The organism is Planococcus sp. 107-1 (assembly GCF_021513255.1).
In the GTDB taxonomy this organism is placed as follows: domain Bacteria; phylum Bacillota; class Bacilli; order Bacillales_A; family Planococcaceae; genus Planococcus.
The window spans coordinates 1649621-1669331 of sequence record NZ_CP090977.1; the positions used below are offsets into that span (position 1 = coordinate 1649621).

A 19711-nucleotide genomic window follows, 5' to 3' on the forward strand; every position below is an offset into this window, starting at 1 on the left:
CTTTTTCTGTGATTATTGACAGATAGCACGGTTATCGATACGATTAAAAGAGAGATATGTACGAACAGATGTTTGATGGAGGGAAAGCAATGGCCAAAATTCAAAATACGGCATACAACGAAGAAGCAATCCAAGTACTCGAAGGCTTAGATGCCGTTAGAAAACGCCCGGGTATGTATATCGGTTCTACCGATGCGAGAGGTTTGCACCACCTGGTCTATGAAATCGTCGACAACTCAGTCGATGAAGCATTGGCGGGATTTGGTGAAAAAATAGATGTGACGATCCACGAAGACAATAGTTTAAGTGTCCGGGATTACGGGCGGGGCATGCCGACCGGGATGCACCGAAGCGGAAAACCGACGCCTGAAGTTATTTTAACCGTCTTGCACGCCGGCGGGAAATTCGGGCAAGGCGGCTATAAAACGAGTGGAGGACTCCACGGCGTGGGGGCTTCTGTCGTCAACGCGTTGTCCAAATTCCTCGAAGTGACGATTCACCGCGACGGCAAAAAATACCGCCAGCGTTTTGAAAATGGCGGCAAGCCAGTGACGACACTTGAAGAAATCGGCTCGACAAAAGAAACCGGCACTTTGATCCATTTCTTGCCGGATGACACGATTTTCTCTGCTACGAAATACAATTATGAAACTTTATGCGAGCGCTTGCGCGAATCCGCTTTTTTATTGAAAGGCTTGAAAATCGAATTAGCGGATAAACGCACCGACGCCCACGACACCTTTTTCTTTGAAACGGGGATCGAAGCGTTTGTCAGCTATTTGAACGAAGAAAAAGATGTCCTGCATCCCGTCGCTTATATCGAAGGGCAACAGGAAGAGATGGAAGTCGAATTCGCTTTTCAATTCAACGATGGCTATTCGGAAACGATTCTGTCATTCGTCAATAATGTACGCACACGCGATGGCGGTACGCACGAAACGGGTGCGAAAGCGGCGATGACCCGCGTATTCAATGACTATGCACGAAAAATCAATTTGCTGAAAGACAAAGACAAGAACTTGGAAGGCTCAGACATCCGGGAAGGGTTAGCGGCGATTGTATCGGTCCGTATTCCGGAAGCATTGCTGCAGTTTGAAGGCCAGACGAAAAGCAAGCTCGGCACAAGTGAAGCCCGCAGCATCGTCGACTCTGTCGTATCACAGAAATTGATGTATTTCCTTGAAGAAAATGCGGAGTTAAGTGCGTCGCTTGTACGAAAAGCCATTCGTGCCTCCCAAGCGCGCCTCGCAGCCCGTAAAGCGCGTGAAGATGCCCGCAACGGCAAAAAACGCAAGAAATCGGATGCGTTATTGTCCGGTAAATTGACGCCGGCACAATCCCGCAACGCAGCTAAAAATGAATTGTACCTGGTCGAAGGAGATTCGGCCGGCGGTTCAGCGAAGCAAGGGCGCGACCGGACCTTCCAGGCGATCTTGCCGCTCCGCGGAAAAGTCGTCAATACCGAAAAAGCGAAATTGGAAGAAATCATGAAAAACGAAGAAATCTCGACGATCATCCACGCCATTGGCGGCGGAGTATCATCAGACTTCTCGATCGAGGACATCGCCTACAATAAAGTCATCATCATGACCGATGCGGATACGGACGGCGCGCACATTCAAGTGCTGCTGCTGACGTTCTTCTACCGCTACATGAAGCCGTTGATCGAAGCGGGCAAAGTGTTTATTGCCTTGCCGCCGCTTTACAAAGTATCGAAAGGCATCGGCAAAAAAGAAGTGGTCGACTACGCCTGGACCGAAGCTGACCTTGAAGCTTCGACCAAGAAAGTCGGCAAAGGCTATATGCTTCAGCGCTATAAAGGGCTAGGCGAGATGAACGCCGACCAATTATGGGAAACAACGATGAATCCGGAAACCCGGACCTTGATCCGCGTGACCATCGAAGACGGCGCGCGTGCTGAACGCAGAATTACAACCTTGATGGGCGATAAAGTAGAACCAAGAAGAAAATGGATAGAAAACAACGTCGACTTCGGCATGGAGGAAGACGCAAATATTCTAGAAAATGATTTGATTCATGCTGAGGAGGAACTTGTATGACACAAACCGAACGTTTCCAAGATCTGCCATTAGAAGAAGTCATCGGCGATCGGTTTGGACGCTATAGTAAATACATCATCCAGGACCGTGCGCTTCCGGATGCCCGGGACGGTTTAAAGCCGGTACAGCGGCGGATTCTTTATGCCATGTACAAAGAAGGCAATACGAACGATAAAGCATTCCGTAAATCGGCTAAAACCGTCGGGAATGTCATCGGCAACTACCATCCACACGGAGACAGTTCCGTCTACGAAGCGATGGTGCGCTTGAGCCAAGACTGGAAAATCCGCCATATGCTCGTAGAGATGCACGGCAACAATGGATCAATGGACGGCGATTCGCCGGCTGCGATGCGTTACACAGAAGCGCGGCTATCCGCAATTTCATCAGAATTGCTGCGTGATATTGACAAGCGGACCGTAGAATTCATCCCGAACTTTGATGATTCGGACATGGAGCCGACGGTATTGCCATCCCGCTTCCCGAATCTGCTGGTCAACGGTTCGACAGGGATTTCCGCCGGTTACGCAACGGATATCCCGCCGCATGCCTTGCATGAGGTGCTGGACGCTGTATTGATGCGCATGGACAATCCAAAAGCGACTGTTGATGAGTTGATGACGGTCATCCATGGGCCGGATTTCCCGACAGGAGGAATCATCCAAGGGGTCGACGGCATCAAAAAGGCTTACGAAACCGGCAAAGGGAAAATCATTGTCCGTTCAAGAGCTGCCATTGAACCGCTAAAAGGCGGGGAAAGAGCAAATTGTCATCACCGAAATTCCATTTGAAGTCAATAAAGCGTCCATGATCAAGAAAATCGACGATCACCGCTTTGACCGTAAACTGGAAGGGATTTCAGAAGTTCGCGACGAGTCTGACAGAACAGGATTACGCATCGTTATCGAATTGAAAAAAGACGTCGATGCAAACGGTATTTTGAATTACCTTTATAAAAATACCGATTTGCAAGTCAGCTATAATTTCAATATGGTGGCGATCTACAAACGCCGGCCGACAATGATGACGCTCCAGTCGATGCTTGATGCATATATCGACCACCAAAAAGAGATTGTGACGAAGCGCTCGGAATTTGATTTGCAGAAAGCCAATGACCGCATGCACATCGTCGAAGGCCTGATAAAAGCTTTATCCATTCTCGATAAAGTCATCAAAACGATCCGTGCTTCGAAAGACAAGCGCGATGCGAAAAATAATTTAATTGCCTCTTATGCGTTTTCTGAAGCACAGGCAGAAGCCATCGTTTCCTTGCAGTTATACCGATTGACGAATACCGATATTACGGAATTGAAAGCGGAAGCGGACAGCTTGAAAAAGCTGATTGCCGAATTGACGGGAATCTTGACGAGTGCGACCAAGCTGAAGAACGTTATTAAGAAAGAACTGGCGAATGTCCGCAAGCAATTTGCAGAGCCTCGCCGCTCTTCGATTGAAGAGAAAATCCAGGAAATCACAATTACACGCGAAGTCATGATTCCAAGTGAAGATGTTGTGGTTACCGTAACAAAAGAAGGTTACGTGAAACGCACAAGCACCCGTTCACATGCTGCATCGAATGGCCAGGACTTTGCGATGAAAGACACTGACCACTTGCTTTTTGAAGGCAATCTGAACACGCAAAATACAATTTTACTGTTCACAACAGCTGGCAATTTTGTTTACCAGCCGGTGAATGAGCTGCCGGATATCAAATGGAAAGACTTAGGCCAGCATTTATCAAGCATTGTTCAATTGGAGCCAAATGAATCAATTCTTGCAGCATATCCGTTTGAGAACTTTGATGAAGACGCTTATGTTTTGACCGTTTCGAAAAACGGCTTGGTCAAGCGCTCAGCCTTAAAAGATTACCATGTCCAGCGCTATTCTCGGGCAATCAAAACGATGAACTTGAAAAAAGACGATGCGATGATTTTTGCCGGATTGATGAAAAAGGAAACCGAACTTTTCATCGGAACGAACCAAGCGTACGGTGTGCGCTTCCCGATAGAAGAAATTCCGGTTACGGGACTTCGCACAGCTGGCGTCAAAGGCGTTAATTTGAAAGACGGCGACGAAGTCGTATCTGCTATCTTGATCGATCCGGAGGAGAAACAGGATCTGGTCTTAGTGACGCAGCGCGGAGCCGCGAAGAAAATGAAGCTTCAGGAATTCGAAGTAGGAAGCCGGGCGAAACGGGGAGTTGTCATGCTCCGCGAGTTGAAGTCGAATCCTCACCGGGTGGTTGCTGTAATGGCAGCGACAGGTAAGGAAGAAGTGCTTCTCGAAACAGCTAAAGGCATACGGATGAACCTTGCAGCCAACAACTTAAAACCGGTTGACCGCTACTCGAATGGATCGTTCATTTTAGATGAGGGGTCGGACGGAAAAGTCATTGCGGCTTATCGGATCGAAGCAAAAACCGAATAATAGAAGTTTGAAGCATTGCCCTCGGGCAATGCTTTTTTTTGGATTTCAACACACCATCTTATACATAAGCGTTCACTTATTATATAAATAAAAAAATTATGTAAACCAATAAATTTGCAGTTAAATCAAACCCATAATCATATGCTTATGAATTTAATAAAATAATTATGTAAACAATATAGGGGCTTTCGTTTAACCATTTCATCATCGATAAAATTGTCGGTGAATTCCGACTATTCAATTGACACAGTTTCTTAGCAGAAATATACTTGATCTATAACAGTTGTAAAATCTTTGGAAAAAAGGGAGGAACGTCTATCATGTTTGCACCTTTAACACCACTCGATTGGAAGCGCCGGGCGATCAAGTACTATCCGGATAAAACGGCGATCATTGACGAAGACAAGACCTTTACATATAAAGAGTTCGGTAAACGTACGGATCAGCTAGCTTTTGCCTTACATAACGCAGGCATCCAAAAAGGCGACCATGTGGCAGTGATGCTGCCGAATACCCATTATATGCTCGAATGCTTCTACGGCATTTGCCAGCTTGGCGCTGTAATGGTTCCGCTAAATTACCGGCTGACAGCCAAAGATTTGGAATACATCATCCGCCACAGTGATGCACGGATGCTGATTGTCGATGCGGAATTCGGAAAAATCATTGAAGGCATCCAAAAAGAATTGCCGATTGAAAAATACATCGTTGTCGAAGTGGATGGCCACGATTCTCGTATTGACGGAGAAACGTATGAAACGTTCATTTCCTCGTCTGAAAGCGAAGGGCCATTGCCTGAAGTGGAAATCGACGAAAATCAGATGTTGACCTTGAACTATACGAGCGGCACGACTTCAAACCCTAAAGGAGTCATGTTGACGCATCGCAGCAATTATTTGAACGCTGCGAATTTCCTTCATCATTTGAATGTCACGCACGATGATGTCTATCTGCATACCTTGCCGATGTTCCATGCTAACGGCTGGGGCGGCGTATGGGCGCTAACTGCTGCCGGAGGCACCCATGTGTGCCTCCGGAAAGTGGATCCTGCACTAATTTTGGTGCTTTTTGAAAAACATCATATTTCGCTTCTTTGCGGTGCACCGACGGTCATCAATATGCTTGTAAATGAACCGAAGGCGAAACAGGTAAAGATTTCAACCAAACCGCGGATGGCGACAGCTGGAGCTCCCCCGGCTGCAGCGTTGATTGCGAAAGCCCAGCAGATTCTCGGATTGAACATGATGCATGTCTACGGTTTAACCGAGACGTCCCCGTTCATCCTTTACTGTGAGTGGAAAAAGGAATTCGACAGCAAATCACCGGAAGAACAAGCAGAAATAAAAGCGCGGCAAGGAATTGAACTGGCGTTTAATGGAGAAACAAAAGTCGTCAATCAAGAAGATGGCCGTGAAGTCGCTTGGAACGGCAAAGAACTTGGCGAAATCATCACACGCGGCAATGTCGTCATGAGCGGCTACTACAAAGATCCTGAAAAAACAGCGGAAGCGATCAAAGATGGCTGGTTCTATACGGGTGATTTAGCTGTTACATATCCAGACGGTTATATCGAAATCCAGGACCGCATCAAAGACATGATCATTTCAGGCGGTGAGAACATTTCTTCCACTGAAATCGAAGGCGTGCTTTATCAGCATCCGGATGTAATGGAAGTCGCGGTCATTGCCGTGCCGGATGAAAAATGGGGCGAAGTGCCAAAAGCGATCATTGTGCTGCAGCCGGAAGCAAATGTGACGGAGCAAGACATCATCGACTACACCCGTTCAAAAATGGCACATTTTAAAGCGCCGAAGTCGATTGAGTTCGTCGAAGCGCTGCCAAAGACCGCGACAGGAAAACTGCAAAAATTCCGCCTGCGGGAAATGTATTGGAACAGTTCGAAAAAAGTGAATTGAAGACAAGCTGGAGCAAATTTGCTCCGGTTTTTGTTTTAGAAGGAAAGGATGGATTGTCAGTGGATAGCATCATATTTGATTTGGACGGAACGTTATGGGATTCCCGCGAAACCGTCGCTGCTGCCTGGAATGCCGCAATTGAACAAAACAATTTGGACGCAGAGCCGATTACGGTCGAAGATTTAAAATCAACCATGGGCCTTCAAATGCAAGACATCATGAAGAAACTGTTTCCGCAATACAATGAAACGGTAAGGGCTGAATTGATCGAGGCTTGTGGGGAAGTTGAATGCGTTTATTTGAACAAAAGCGGCGGTGAACTTTACCACCGGGTGGAGGAAGTATTGAGCCGGTTGGCAGAAAGCTACCCGCTCTACATCGTCAGCAATTGCCAGGAAGGTTATATAGAAGCATTTCTGTCATTCCATCAATTGGAAAGATATATTAAGGATTTTGAAAACCCGGGAAGAACCGGGTTATCGAAAGGTGAAAATATTCAGTTGCTGATCGAGCGAAACGGGCTCGAGCAGCCGATTTATATCGGAGATACAGCAGGAGACCAGCAAGCTGCTGAATACGCAGGGATTCCTTTCGTCTATGCAGCTTATGGTTTTGGTGATGTTGAAAGTTTCGACCGCAAAATTGACCGTTTTGAAAACCTGATGGAAATAGCGAAACTAACCTGATTTTTAGCTTCTCTAAATTTTTTTGAAAAAGGAAGGGCTTACATTCGCAGCTCTTCTTTTTTGTTTGCTTTGAATAGGGTAGTATGGAAAAAGAAGAAAAAATGGGGATTGCAGAACATCCTTGGAGTTTGAGGAAGTAACTTTCTTGAACGATGGCCAAAGTATTTTTGGACAACAACTGAATAAAGGCCAGTTCCTTTTGATGGTTGTTTGGACAATTTGTAAATAGCCACATCGAACACCAAACATGCTGCATGATCCAAATCGAAACATGTAGATTCACGATTATTGGAGGAAATTATTCATGGCCGAAACAACCGCATTACCGAAACAACCTATTTTCAGAACGACCCCCATCCTAGTTTCATTCCTGATTGCCGGATTTATCGGGCTTTTTAGTGAAACGGCCTTAAATATGGCGTTAGGGGATTTGATGATGCAATTCAACATCAATTCAGCCACCGTTCAGTGGCTGACGACCGGTTACCTGTTAACGCTCGGCATCCTGGTGCCGGTATCAGGTCTATTGCTGCAATGGTTTACAACGCGCAAGCTGTTCATGGCCGCACTCGGCTTTTCGATCGGAGGGACGCTGCTCGCAGCGCTGGCGCCAACTTTTGAAGTTTTAATGGTAGCCCGTGTTATCCAGGCAATCGGCACCGGTTTATTGCTGCCGCTGATGTTCAATACCATTCTGGTCATCTATCCGGTCCATCGCCGAGGAGCGATCATGGGATTGATGGGGCTGGTCATCGTATCGGCGCCTGCCATCGGGCCGACGATTTCCGGTTTATTGATTGAAAACTTGAACTGGCACTGGATTTTCTGGATTTCATTGCCGTTCTTAGTCTTTGCCTTAGTTTTTGGCATTGTCTTCATGCAAAACGTCTCTGAAATCACCAAACCGAAAATCGATGTGGTTTCCATCATTCTCTCGACGATCGGTTTTGGCGGCATCGTCTACGGTTTCAGCAGTGCCGGAGAAGAAGGATGGGGAAGCGCGATTGTTGTATCGACTTTGCTTGTCGGTGTCATCGCCCTGTTCCTGTTCGTATTGCGTCAACTGAAAATGAAGCAGCCGATGATCAATATGCGCGTCTTTAAGTTTCCAATGTTCACATTGGGCTTATTGAGCGTCTTCATCGCCTTTATGGTTATTTTGTCAACGAGCATCCTGCTGCCGCTTTACTTGCAGACGGGGCTTGGCTTAGCTGCTTTAATCGCGGGGCTTGTACTCCTGCCAGGCGGGCTTTTGAACGCATTGATGTCACCGGTGACGGGGCGCTTATTTGATAAGTACGGACCGCGCGGACTCGTGACACCCGGATTCATCCTCATGATGATCATGCTTTGGCAATTTACAAACGTTACAACCGAAACCTCCATTTACTGGATCATCGTGCTGCATACATTCTTATTTATCGGTATCTCGATGGTCATGATGCCTGCTCAGACAAATGGCTTGAACCAGTTGCCGAGAAACTTGTACCCGGACGGTACAGCGTTAATGAATACGCTGCAGCAAGTATCCGGCGCAATCGGTACAGCTGTCGCAATTACGATCATGTCCACATCGCAGGAAAGTTTCCTAAAAGATGCGGCTGAACCGGCAGACCCTTCTGCCATCGCCGCGTCTTTGACAGCAGGCATTCAAAACGCCTTCACATTCGGCTTGATTTTAGCGGCTGTGGGATTGGTCATTTCGTTCTTCATCAAATCCCCGCTCGCCGTGAAAGAGTGAGGTCAGAACCATTTTTTTGAAAGGAGTTTTCGTTATGGCAAAAAGAACTTTGTATTTCTTATGTACAGGAAATTCTTGCCGCAGCCAGATGGCTGAAGGCTGGGGAAAAGAGATTCTAGGTGAGGACTGGCAAGTGCTAAGTGCGGGAATCGAAGCGCACGGCTTGAATCCAAATGCAGTCAAAGCGATGAATGAAGTCGGAATCGACATTTCTGCTCAAACATCGGATCGGATCGATATGGATATTCTCACTAACGCTGATTTTGTAGTTACTTTATGCGGAGATGCAGCGGATAAATGTCCGGTGACACCGCCGCACGTAAAACGCGCTCATTGGGGATTTGAAGATCCGCAAAAGCGGAAGGCACAGAACACGAAAAATGGCAGGTTTTCCAAAGCGTCCGCGATGCAATTGGTGAAAGGATCCGTGAGTTTAGCCGGACCGGCAATTGATTGAAGGGCAACTAAAAATACCGCTCCCCGAAAACGGGAGCGGTATTTTTTCTGTTTAAATGACGCCGATCAAGACGGAAATGGCAAGCAAGACGATGCTGAAGCCCCACATGATCAAAAGCGAATAGCGGATGTGGCGGCCCATTTCAAGTCCGGCGAGGCCGAGAGCAAGCCAAAGCGCCGGAGAAAACGGACTGACGAAAGTGCCGATGATATTTCCAATAATCATGGCATAAGCGGTTGAAAGCGATGAAACGCCTGCGCCGGAAGCCACTTGTTCTACTATCGGCAAAAGGGCGAAGTAATAGGCGTCGGTGCTGAGCAACAAGTCGAATGGAACGCCGAAAAAACCGATGATCAGATGTAGGTAGGGCAAGACAAATGCCGGCAGTATTTTTACTAAGTCCGTAGCGATGGAATCTAGCATCAACGTGCCATTCAAAATTCCAAGGAATGAACCAGCAGCCAGGATGATCGCTGCCATCAGCAACGCATTCGGTGCATGCGCTTTGATTCGTTCCATCTGGTCTTTCATGTTTGGATAGTTAAGCGGCAAGGCCAAGCTTACGCCAATCATGAAAGTGAAACCGGCGGGAACGATACCCCACACCAAAATGCCGATGATGGCGAGTGCAAGAATGGCGTTGGCCCATAGTAATTTTGGCCGGCGCAGAGAAGCAGCTTTCAAACTTGCTTCATCGTCTGCGTTGTCGACCGGCGAAGCCGCCTCTTTATAAAGTTCTTCGTTGAAATCACCGCGCTTTGCAATCAACCGCTTCTCGCGGATTGCCAGTAATATAGCAAGCCCGACCAACAATAGGAGGCCGATGATTTGTACTTTGATCAATGGGCGCCAGAGATCTGTCACATCGACTCCGAGAACGGCTGCTGTGCGGCCAAGCGGGCCAGCCCATGGCAGCATGTTCATGATGCTCGCTGAGGTACCGACGAGCAAAAGCAGTAAGTACGGATTCATCTTCAAGCGTTTATAGAGCGGCAACAAAGCGGGAATCGTAATCAGGAATGTGGAGGCCCCTGAGCCGTCAAGCTGCGCGACTGCGGCGATCAACACCGTTCCGACGGCGACGGCGATGACATTCCCCCGCGATAAAGCAATCATCTTATTGATCAAGGGATCGAATAAGCCGACGTCCTGCATCAAGCCGAAAAATAGGATGGCAAAGATGAACATGATGACCACGCTCATCACGGATTCAATCCCGCTGTTGAAGAAATCGCCGATTTCCGCAAATCCGAAGCCGGCGACAAATGCCGCTACAATCGGTACGAGCACTAATGCCACAATCGGTGTGATTTTGTTGCTGATCAATAAGCCGACAATAATGGCAATGGTTAATAAACCGATAATACTTAACATGATAATTCCTCCCGTTATGTAAAAAAAGTAAATGGAAGGGTGAATGAAAACGCATACAATTCATGCGTTTAGAAAAACCCCTCTGCTAAAGATGTTAGAAATAAACTTAGCACAGAGGGGTTTGAAAAATAAGATTATTCAATTAAGGCATTTAAAGCGCCTTGCGTTCATTTTGTTCATTTTGTCCACGGGATGTATCGCCGTTCGGGACGGCCGATTTCCCCGTAGTTCAACTGGGCTTTCGCATCGCCTGTCGAAACCAAATGTTCGAGGTAGCGGCGTGCAGTTGAACGGCTGACCCCGACCGCTTTGCCGGTTTCCATCGCGTTCACACCAGGGGCAGGGGAAGAGGTTAACACTTCGAGCACGTCAGATAAGGTCAAGGCGTCAATCCCTTTTGGCAAATCTTCTTCTTGAGCGGCTTCCTTAGAAATCCCGCTTTGCTGGCGGCCGAAAAGGCGATCGATGTCGCTTTGTTTCAAATCCGTCTTTGACGCGAAGAACGTTTTTTGATCCCGGTAGCGGAGCAGACTTTCTTGAAAACGGTTAAAGTCCACAGGTTTGATCAAGTAGTCGAAAATGCCGCCGCGCATCGTTTGTTCAATCGTACCGGCATCCGTTGCTGCTGAAAGCATAAGAATGTCGGCTTTAGGATAGGCGCTGCGGATTTCCCAAAACAAGCTAAGGCCTGAGCGGTCTGGTATGTAGACATCCAGTAACACAAGATCCGGCAAAGGATCCGCCTGCTGCAAAAAAGCGATCGCTTCATCGCCGGTTTTAGCGATGGCCTCTACATGGAAGCCCTCGATTTGATCCACCAATTCCTGGTTAATGCCTGCTACACGAAAATCGTCTTCAATAATGAGTACATGTATATTCGGTTTCATCTTTTAGTCGCCTCTTTCGGTATTGAAATTACAAAACAGGTCCCGCCAAGCTCACTTTCTTCCAGATGCAAGTCGCCGCCGGCTCTTTCAACCAACCGATGAGCGGTGTGGAGGCCGTAGCCCCGGTCATTGCCGGCTTTTGTAGAATAGCCTTTGTCAAACAACCGTTCAGCATCTGCATCTGCTAGACCCGGCCCGGAATCGTCGATTTCAAACAGGAGATCGTCGCCGACGTCTGTGAAATACAATGAAATCTGCCGGTTATCGGATGGAGCTGTTTTCACAGCTTCCAATGCATTGTCCAAAAGATTGCCAAGAGCTGATAAAATCGCTTGCTGTTGAGACGCGGTCAGTTCTGCCTCCAGTCCGCTTTCCGGTTCAATCGTGATGGCCACATGCTGTTCGTTCGCCTGATGGAATTTGCCGAGCAATAAGCCGCTGATCAACGGATCCTGTACCTTATCCACGAGATGGCGATGCCATTCCTGCTGGGTACGGCGTTCCAGCTGAATAAATTCCAGAACTTCTTGCTTTTTATTTAAATGAATAAGCCCGGAAATGGTATACAGCTTGTTCGAGAATTCGTGGGTCTGGGACCGCAGCGCTTGTGCATACTGCGTAACTTGAGAAAGTTCTTTCGTCAATTTGTCAATTTCGGTTTTATTGCGGAAAGTGGAAACGGCACCGGCCAATTCACCTTCCACATAAATCGGTCCGGAATTGACGTAAACAGGCGTATTGCCGTACATACGCTCTTTGTCAAAGCGGCTTTCTTCAGACTTCAAAATGGCGGGCAGTTCGGAGTCAGGGAAGGCTTCTGTAATCGGTTCGCCGATCAGCTTTTCTTCCGGCTCTTCGTCACCGAACAGCAAACGCTTGGCCATTTGATTGAGCAATGTGATGCGGCCCGTTCCGTCCACTGCAATGATCCCTTCATGCGTCGACTGCAGAATCGTTTCTTTTTGGAATAAAAGATGGGCGATTTCTTCCGGCTCAAGCCCATGTAATAGGCGTTTAATATAAGAAGCGATGCCAAGAGCCGCTAAAAATCCGGCTGCGGCAATCAGCAAAAGCATGAGCCAGAGTTCCTGATTGTAAGCTGCAATAAGGGTCTGAATATCCGTTGCAAGGAAACCGACCGACACGACACCGATGATTTCGCCATCTGCATAAATCGGGACTTTCGCACGCAAGGAACTGCCGAGCGACCCCGTTGCTTCTGAGATATAAGATTTGCCGTAGGCAAGTGCTGCCTGGTTATCTTCTCCAACCATCTTTTGGCCAATTTTTTCAGGCACCGGATGGGAATAGCGAATTTCTTCCGTGTTTCCGACCACGATAAATTCAGCATCGGTCGCTTTTTGGAGAGGCGAGATCAGCGGTTGGATAATGGAGGCTGGATCGGGTTCATTGAACGCTTCCGCAATTTCGGGATTGAGTGCGACGCTTTCCGCTAAGGCAAGTGCTTGTTCCCCGAGTTGCCCTTTTAAGGTATCGGTAACGAAATAATGAAGGAAAATGCCCATGACTGCCACAACGGTTAAAATCAGGAGAGCGATCAACAAGACCATTCTCATTTTTAAATTCAACCGATTTCGCGGGGCCTCTGTCCGTTTTTTGTTGCCGTTTTTGGGAAAGTGGATCATCCAGCAGTTCTCCTTCCTGACTAGTTGCTTTTGCCATAATAGCATAAATGCGGCTCTGTGAAAGGAAGGAAAAGGCAGAAAACGCCGGTTGTAGTTCCAAAGAAAAGAAAAAAGCCCCTGGATGTCGGCACTCGGTTGCAAGTGCTGGAATCCAGGGGCTTTTTAACTTAGTTGCCTAAAAATGATTCTTCAAAGAAAGTCAAAAGCGTCTCTAATGTGATTGGGTCACTGTAAGTAGAGGCTTTCGTGTTGATTTCAAACACTTGGCCGTTTTTCACAGCCGGGATGTTTTTCCATACGTCTGTTTCCATGAAAGAGTTATCGACATCCGGGTTTTTGCTGAGGATGACATAGTCTCCTGCAAATTCCGGAAGGACTTCAGAAGAGAAGGTATAGATGCCTGCTTCAAGTGCCATTTCTTCAACTTTAGCGGGCATTTTCAATTTCATGGCCTGGTACAGGATTTCTGTGCCGCGCGCGTAATTGTCGCCGAACACATAAAATTCTTTGTTGCCGCTTTCGATAACCGATACGGTCGCATCTTCACCGATTTTCGCACGGATTTCTTCACCTGCAGCTGCAGCGCGTTCTTGGAAGTCCGCAACCCAATCCGTCGCTTCTTGTTCTTTGTTCAATAATTTACCGATTTCAACTTGCTGATCCAAGTAATCCAGAGTGCCCCATGTGTAAGCGACAGTCGGTGCGATTTCGCCGAGCTTGTCCAAGTTTTTCATGTGAGTGCCTGCGATGATCAAATCCGGTTCAAGTTCAATGATTTTTTCCAAGTTATCTTCTGTAACGATTTCCGCATCCGTTAGTTTGTCGGTGAATAGCGGATTAGCATTTGTCCATTCGTCTACTCCGACAATTGTTCCTTCAAGCGCAAGGACGTTTGGTGCATTTGTCAATGCAATGATGCGTTTTGGTTCTTTTGGTACTTCAACCGGGCCTGTTTCAGACTCGTAGGTAATGGTGTCTTTTTCAGTTTCTTTGTCTGCATCTGCTGCGGTTCCCTCATTTTCTGTGTTTCCGCATGCGGCAAGCACAAGCAGCATGAAGAAAAGAAGTGGCAATAATAGCTTTTTCATGTGGTTATTTTCCCCTTTCGATAATCCTTGAAAATGATAATCATTTTCATTTAGATACTTTTAAATCATAAATTGAAAGGACGTTGCTGTCAATCCCGAATTAAGTGGCAGAAAAGCAACAATCGTGATGAAAACCCAAATTTAAAAGGAAAAGGCTACCGAAAAACCCGGACTATTGGAAAAGTGGATTGCTATTGTTTGAAAGGCATTGAAGAAGACCGAGAAAGAGTGGTACGCTAATGGCAAGGGAAAATTTTACATAAAGTGTTAGCTAAAGAAAAGAGGGCATGCAATGAAGAAATGGAAGATGGCTTGCGGAGTTTTGGCCGTCCTGGTCGTGTTATTGGCTTTTTTAGTGGGCCGGCAACAACAGCAAGTAGAGAAAGCTTTGATTAGAGAGTATGTGCTGCAGCATGCATCAGTAGAGCAAGCTCTCCAAATCATGATTGAAGAATACGATCAATCCCAAAATGCCCGGAAGCTCGCGGATGATTTGATCTATGCCTACGGCGCATCGGATGAACTGATTGGTTTACCGACCGGTCTCGAAGCAGTACCAGGCTTTATTTATTTTTCGAATATGGAATATTTCTACAAAGTACAGGACCAATTTGATTTTTATTTGCCAATCGGCATTAGAGAAATCATAACCGATGCAAAAGACGGAGAGCTGACTGAGAAGTATTACAAAAAAATGATTGGCTATCATCAGATTTTAGAAACATTTAATCAACTCACGCTTTCGGGAAATCTTGAAAAGAAAAATGCGGAGACTACGAAGAAGAATTCAAGCAGTTTTTCTTAGCGAATGAAGAGAAAATCAGGGAACTGATCAATTAATGATCATCAGACCGTTTTAAGAAGACAGAACTTACTCCAATACGGGTTTCTTCATTTTTCTTTCCTATAGAAGAAACTCGATTAGGAAAGGAAGATACCGATGCAGATCAGAAGAGCGGAATCAGGTGACGCAAAAGGCATGGCGAAAGTGCACGTCGATAGTTGGCGGACGACGTATAAAGAGATTGTCCCTCAGCATTTTTTGGACGGCATGTCGTATAGCGAAAGGGAAAATCGTTGGAGCAGGCAAATCATGAAGCAGGAAGTTTTGTGGCAGAAAACGAAAAAGGGACGATAGTCGGCTTTGCGGCTGGCGGAAAAGAACGCAGCGGTGCTTATTTAGAATACGATGGCGAGTTATATGCGATTTACTTGCTGGAAGAAGTTCAAGGGCAGGGCATCGGAAAAGCGTTGGTAAAACAGGTGGCGCAAAGCTTACTTGATAGGGGATACCATTCAATGCTGGTTTTGGTTCTAGCTGAAAACAGCGCTCGCTATTTTTATGAAACCTTGGGGGCTGTACAGATCCATACGGAACTTGAAACGATTGCGGGAGAACGATATGAAGAAGTGGTTTACGGGTGGAAATCGATAAAACGGTTAAATGAGAAGTGAAATGAAAGCTGAAAGCAAAAAAAAATAAAAAATTTTTTATTTTTTTTTGCTTTCCGAGTATAGCGTTTTCCTTTTATTTTCCAAAACCCTTGAAAGTGGGAAATGAGTTATTTTTACTTTGCGAAGGATCTTGCATTAAATTTAACAGAATGAAACCTTAATTTTTACCGTCGATGATTCTCATTTTTGAAATGAGAATTTCCCCCAAATTTATAAAACAGAACTTGGAGAAGGATTATGAACTATATCGTGAAATAGTTTGAATTATCTAATAATTCATAAAGCTATCAAAAAATAACATTTTTTATTGAAAAGGAGGGGAATAGAAAAATACCGTAAAATTAAGTATTTACAAAAGATATAGGATATTATAGTCTGTTGGTAACGAAATAAAGAAAAAAGAAAGAAGTAAGCAATTAAATATATGCTAAAAGATATAGGGAGAAGGATTATATTTTTTTACTAATTAAAGTTTTCTGAATTTGTCGTCATTTCGTTGAATGAACATCCAGAATGAATCTTTAAGAATGAATAATAATTAGGGCAAGCTTTAAGGAAGGAAGGATCGGTATGGTGTGCATCTCTTTTGAAGAAGCAATGGTACAAAAAATCGGTTTATGGATGGGAACAGTTGGAGAGTTACTGGAGGGGTATTACCGGTTTCAAACGAAGCGGATGCTTCAAGGTACGGAACGGCTTTTCTGTTCATTTGAAATCACTCCACTGGCTAAAAGCGGGGAAGCGACCAACCAAGCTAGCGTTTATTTGTTGGCTGATGAGATTTCAGCATTCAGTACGGCGCTTTGGCGGCACCCGATTCCATTTCCGACTAATTTCTCACAAGTACAGACAACGGCTCAGGGCCTGACTTGCATTCAGTTAACGACCACCGAGCCGCCTGAAGACTTTGCAAAGCGGCTGTCACAGGCTCTCAAGCAATTAACCGGCCAAGCGGCCAGTTGACCTTCTTACCGGGATTCCAGATTTTTGTTTAATAGATCCGTCCATTTTAGCCTCAGCCACGGAAATTCAGTATGTGCGCAAGACAATCACTGACCATTATAAGGGGGAAATGAAAATGACGATTATTCAAAGAGAAACAAACGAGATGGAAGAAAACGCAATCAACTACTTGGAGCTTTACTTGAATCACATTGAAGGATACAAAAAATACAAAGAAGAAAAGCGGAAGTCTGAGAAAGAAACTGCATTTTCGAGCATTGACGTGGCTCAATAAGTAAGTAGAACGGTTATATAGATGTTTAACCAAAGCCCCGGCCGTAAAGGTTCGGGGCTTTTTTGCCAGTCTTGATAAGCAAATTTGCAGCAAAATGGTTAAGAAGAACACGAGAAGCAATTGCTGCCGGTACCCCGGCTTAATTGGAGGAGGCTTTTAAGATGACTGAAACCATTCGCATCGTGCGTGCCGCTGAAAATAATTTGAAAGACATTTCTCTAGAAATTCCCAAACAGCAATTTGTCGTGATTACAGGGCCATCCGGCTCCGGCAAGTCGACGCTCGCCATTGACATTTTGCAGCGGGAAAGCCAGCGCCAATACTTTGAAATGAACGGCATGGCAACGAATTTCATCAATAAGCCGAAAGTCGAGTCGATCAAAGGGCTCTCGCCATCCATCGGCATCACCCAGCAAAAAACGACGAACCGCAATCCGCGTTCGACAGTTGGCACGGTTACGGACATGTATACGTATTTGCGTGTCATCTATGAAAAATTAGGCAGGCAACTTTGTCCAAATTGCGGTTCTTTCGTTAAAAAGCCTGCGGATCTTCCGGAAGGCAGTGAAACGATGCCATGTGCTGTTTGCGGTTTTGAGATGAAAACCTTAAATAAAGCCCATTTTTCCTTTAACACAGTAGAAGGGGCTTGCGCCAATTGTTCAGGGCTGGGAAAGAAGCTTGGAATCAAAGTAGCAGAGGTATTCGATGAATCGAAAAGCTTGCGGAATGGGGCGGTGTCATTCTGGTTCGACAACATGGGCATTTACTACGGGCAAGTACTGACTGCGGCAGGCGCATATTACGGAATGGGTTTCGATATCGATTTGCCGCTAAAGGATTATTCTGAAATTCAGCGGGACCTGCTTTATTACGGCGCAGAAAGCACGGAGTTCAGCCGTCATTTTCCTGATCTTCCGCCTCCGAAAACAGCCGCAAAAGGCCGTTTTGAAGGGGTCTTAACCGGGATGTGGCGGCGCTATGCTGAAAAAGAAGGCCAATCCGGAGAATCGGCTTTTTTCTACCAGAAAACTTGTTCCGAATGCGGCGGTGACAAATTAAAAAAAGAAAGCCGGCTCGTCCTTGTTGCCGGCCAATCGATAACAGAAGTGTCGAAATTGCCGCTGGAACAAGTTTTGGATTGGGTAAAACGCATCAAGTCTGACCTTGAAAAGCGGGAAAACTCCATAGCGGAAAACTTGGTTTTTGAACTCGGCGTGAAATTGGAACGCATTTTGCATGTCGGCCTTGGCTATTTGTCGATGGACCGTACGTCAATGACGTTGTCAGGCGGCGAATCACAGCGGCTGCGTCTTGCAACCGTTCTCGGATCGGATTTAAGCGGGGTGTTGTATATTCTTGACGAACCGACTGCAGGCCTTCACCCAAAAGATACGGAAGGGCTCGTGTCGATCTTAAAGCAGCTTCGGGACCATGGCAATTCGGTTTTGGTCATTGAACATGATGTCGATGTCATGAAAGAAGCAGATTGGATCATTGATATCGGACCGGGAGCCGGCATTAACGGCGGAATAGTTGTTGGGGAAGGTACGCTTTCTTCTTTAGCCACCCAGGCAAGATCTGTGACCGGCGTATATTTGAATGAACCGTACTTCCCGAAAACCGTGCGAAGAGCGGGGAACAGGCGAATGCATCACGATTACGGGGGCAGTAAAAAACAATTTGAAGCACATCGATGTTTCGTTTCCGATTGGCTGTTTTATAGCGGTTACTGGGGTATCAGGTTCCGGCAAATCAACTTTACTATTTGATCTTCTGGCTTCAAGCGCAGAGAAAAATCATCAGAAAGCGGGCTACGAGAAGATTACGGGCATGGAATTTATCCAGCGCATGGTGACGGTCGACCAGTCGGCACTAAGCCGCATGCAACGGTCGAATATTGCGACTTATACGGACATTTATACGGGGCTCCGGAATTTATATGCAAATCTTCCAGCGGCAAAAGAGCAGCAGTTAACAGCAAAGCATTTCTCTTTTAATACAGAAGGCGGCCGCTGCGAACATTGCCAAGGACTCGGATACGTGTTCGTTAATATGCATTTTTTGCCTGACCTCGAAGTCGTTTGTCCGGTATGTTCCGGGAAACGTTTTAAAGTGGAAGTGCTAGCTGTCCATTACGAGGGCCAGTCCATTTCCGATGTCCTGGACCTCAGCATCGAAGAAAGCTTGCCGTTATTCCAAGGCCAAAAGAAAATCGTCTCCACAATCAAGCTATTGCTTGAAGTTGGCCTCGGCTACTTGAAATGGGGGCAGACCTTGACGACCTTATCAGGAGGCGAAGGGCAGCGCTTAAAGCTGGCAAAAGAGCTGAATAAGGCGGTAAAAGGCCCGACGCTTTATATTTTGGATGAACCGTCGTCCGGGCTCCATCCAAATGACGTCAAGCAATTGCTGCTATTGGTCAATAAACTCGTCGACGCCGGCCATACGGTGATTATCGTCGAACACAATACGGAAATGATCCAAGAATCCGATTGGGTCATCGATATGGGACCGGAAGGAGGAGAAGCGGGTGGCGAAGTTGTCGCAACCGGAACACCGGAGCAAATTGCAGCAAATCCAACTTCATTTACTGGAAATTTCTTAAACGTGCAGCCTCTTTAAATACGGCGGAAAAATGCTAAGAAAGCAATAAATTATCCGTTTTTACGGGGGTTAGACCTTTTAAGGTGAAAAAAGGCAGAAAACCTCTTTAACTAAATTGGAAAAAGGAGCG

15 protein-coding genes and 2 pseudogenes are annotated in these 19711 nt (G+C 46.2%); 13 read left to right on the plus strand and 4 right to left on the minus strand.

Annotated features, from left to right (window positions below; genetic code table 11):
* Window positions 1–89: 89 nt before the first annotated feature.
* The 6 genes and pseudogenes from parE (at window position 90) to arsC (ending at window position 9283) form a co-directional block, all read left to right on the plus strand.
* Complete coding sequence (parE, locus tag L0M13_RS08710) at window positions 90–2060, plus strand: DNA topoisomerase IV subunit B (RefSeq protein ID WP_235199142.1); 1971 nt, start codon at window positions 90–92, stop codon at window positions 2058–2060.
* Window positions 2057–4487: pseudogene (gene parC, locus L0M13_RS08715) on the plus strand (DNA topoisomerase IV subunit A). Before parE ends, parC begins: the two are co-directional and overlap by 4 nt.
* Before the next feature lie 320 nt (window positions 4488–4807).
* Entirely contained in the window at window positions 4808–6403 is a 1596-nt protein-coding gene (locus L0M13_RS08720) for a long-chain-fatty-acid--CoA ligase (RefSeq protein WP_235199143.1), read from the plus strand.
* Between the two features lie 59 nt (window positions 6404–6462).
* A complete protein-coding gene (locus tag L0M13_RS08725; protein ID WP_235199144.1) occupies window positions 6463–7089 on the plus strand; it encodes an HAD family hydrolase in 627 nt (208 codons plus the stop codon).
* A 304-nt stretch (window positions 7090–7393) separates the two neighbouring features.
* Entirely contained in the window at window positions 7394–8830 is a 1437-nt protein-coding gene (locus tag L0M13_RS08730; protein WP_235199145.1) for a DHA2 family efflux MFS transporter permease subunit, read from the plus strand.
* Between the two features lie 34 nt (window positions 8831–8864).
* A pseudogene (gene arsC / locus L0M13_RS08735) lies at window positions 8865–9283 on the plus strand (arsenate reductase (thioredoxin)).
* Window positions 9284–9338: 55 nt separating this feature from the next.
* On the opposite strand, the gene L0M13_RS08740 reads toward arsC, so the two are convergent.
* The 4 genes from L0M13_RS08740 to L0M13_RS08755 all read right to left on the minus strand — a co-directional run bounded on the left by L0M13_RS08740 (window position 9339) and on the right by L0M13_RS08755 (window position 14282).
* Window positions 9339–10661 carry a CitMHS family transporter gene (locus tag L0M13_RS08740; protein ID WP_235199146.1) on the minus strand — a complete coding sequence of 441 codons (1323 nt, stop codon included), beginning with the start codon at window positions 10659–10661 and terminating at the stop codon, window positions 9339–9341.
* Between the two features lie 176 nt (window positions 10662–10837).
* On the minus strand, window positions 10838–11548 hold the full coding sequence (locus tag L0M13_RS08745; protein ID WP_235199147.1) for a response regulator: 711 nt from the start codon (window positions 11546–11548) through the stop codon (window positions 10838–10840).
* Entirely contained in the window at window positions 11545–13194 is a 1650-nt protein-coding gene (locus tag L0M13_RS08750; RefSeq protein ID WP_235199148.1) for an ATP-binding protein, read from the minus strand. Before L0M13_RS08750 ends, L0M13_RS08745 begins: the two co-directional genes overlap by 4 nt.
* A gap of 167 nt (window positions 13195–13361) precedes the next feature.
* Complete coding sequence (locus L0M13_RS08755; RefSeq protein WP_235199149.1) at window positions 13362–14282, minus strand: iron-hydroxamate ABC transporter substrate-binding protein; 921 nt, start codon at window positions 14280–14282, stop codon at window positions 13362–13364.
* 292 nt (window positions 14283–14574) lie between these two features.
* Here L0M13_RS08755 and L0M13_RS08760 point away from each other — a divergent pair, with 292 nt between their 5' ends.
* From L0M13_RS08760 to L0M13_RS08790, 7 genes are all read left to right on the plus strand, one after another.
* A complete protein-coding gene (locus tag L0M13_RS08760) occupies window positions 14575–15087 on the plus strand; it encodes a hypothetical protein (protein WP_235199150.1) in 513 nt (170 codons plus the stop codon).
* A gap of 135 nt (window positions 15088–15222) precedes the next feature.
* The gene (locus tag L0M13_RS18525) at window positions 15223–15420 is read left to right on the plus strand and encodes a hypothetical protein (RefSeq protein ID WP_311195647.1); all 198 of its coding nucleotides are present in this window, start codon (window positions 15223–15225) and stop codon (window positions 15418–15420) included.
* The gene (locus L0M13_RS08765; RefSeq protein WP_311195648.1) at window positions 15393–15737 is read left to right on the plus strand and encodes a GNAT family N-acetyltransferase; all 345 of its coding nucleotides are present in this window, start codon (window positions 15393–15395) and stop codon (window positions 15735–15737) included. Before L0M13_RS18525 ends, L0M13_RS08765 begins: the two co-directional genes overlap by 28 nt.
* A 570-nt stretch (window positions 15738–16307) precedes the next feature.
* The gene (locus L0M13_RS08770) at window positions 16308–16700 is read left to right on the plus strand and encodes a hypothetical protein (protein WP_235199151.1); all 393 of its coding nucleotides are present in this window, start codon (window positions 16308–16310) and stop codon (window positions 16698–16700) included.
* Between the two features lie 115 nt (window positions 16701–16815).
* Window positions 16816–16974, plus strand: coding sequence for a hypothetical protein (locus tag L0M13_RS08775; RefSeq protein WP_235199152.1), 159 nt, complete (start codon window positions 16816–16818; stop codon window positions 16972–16974).
* A 161-nt stretch (window positions 16975–17135) separates the two neighbouring features.
* Entirely contained in the window at window positions 17136–18746 is a 1611-nt protein-coding gene (locus tag L0M13_RS18530; RefSeq protein WP_311195649.1) for an ATP-binding cassette domain-containing protein, read from the plus strand.
* Window positions 18658–19599 carry an ATP-binding cassette domain-containing protein gene (locus L0M13_RS08790; protein ID WP_235199153.1) on the plus strand — a complete coding sequence of 314 codons (942 nt, stop codon included), beginning with the start codon at window positions 18658–18660 and terminating at the stop codon, window positions 19597–19599. The genes L0M13_RS18530 and L0M13_RS08790 overlap by 89 nt, the downstream gene beginning before the upstream one ends.
* The last annotated feature ends 112 nt before the right edge of the window (window positions 19600–19711 follow it).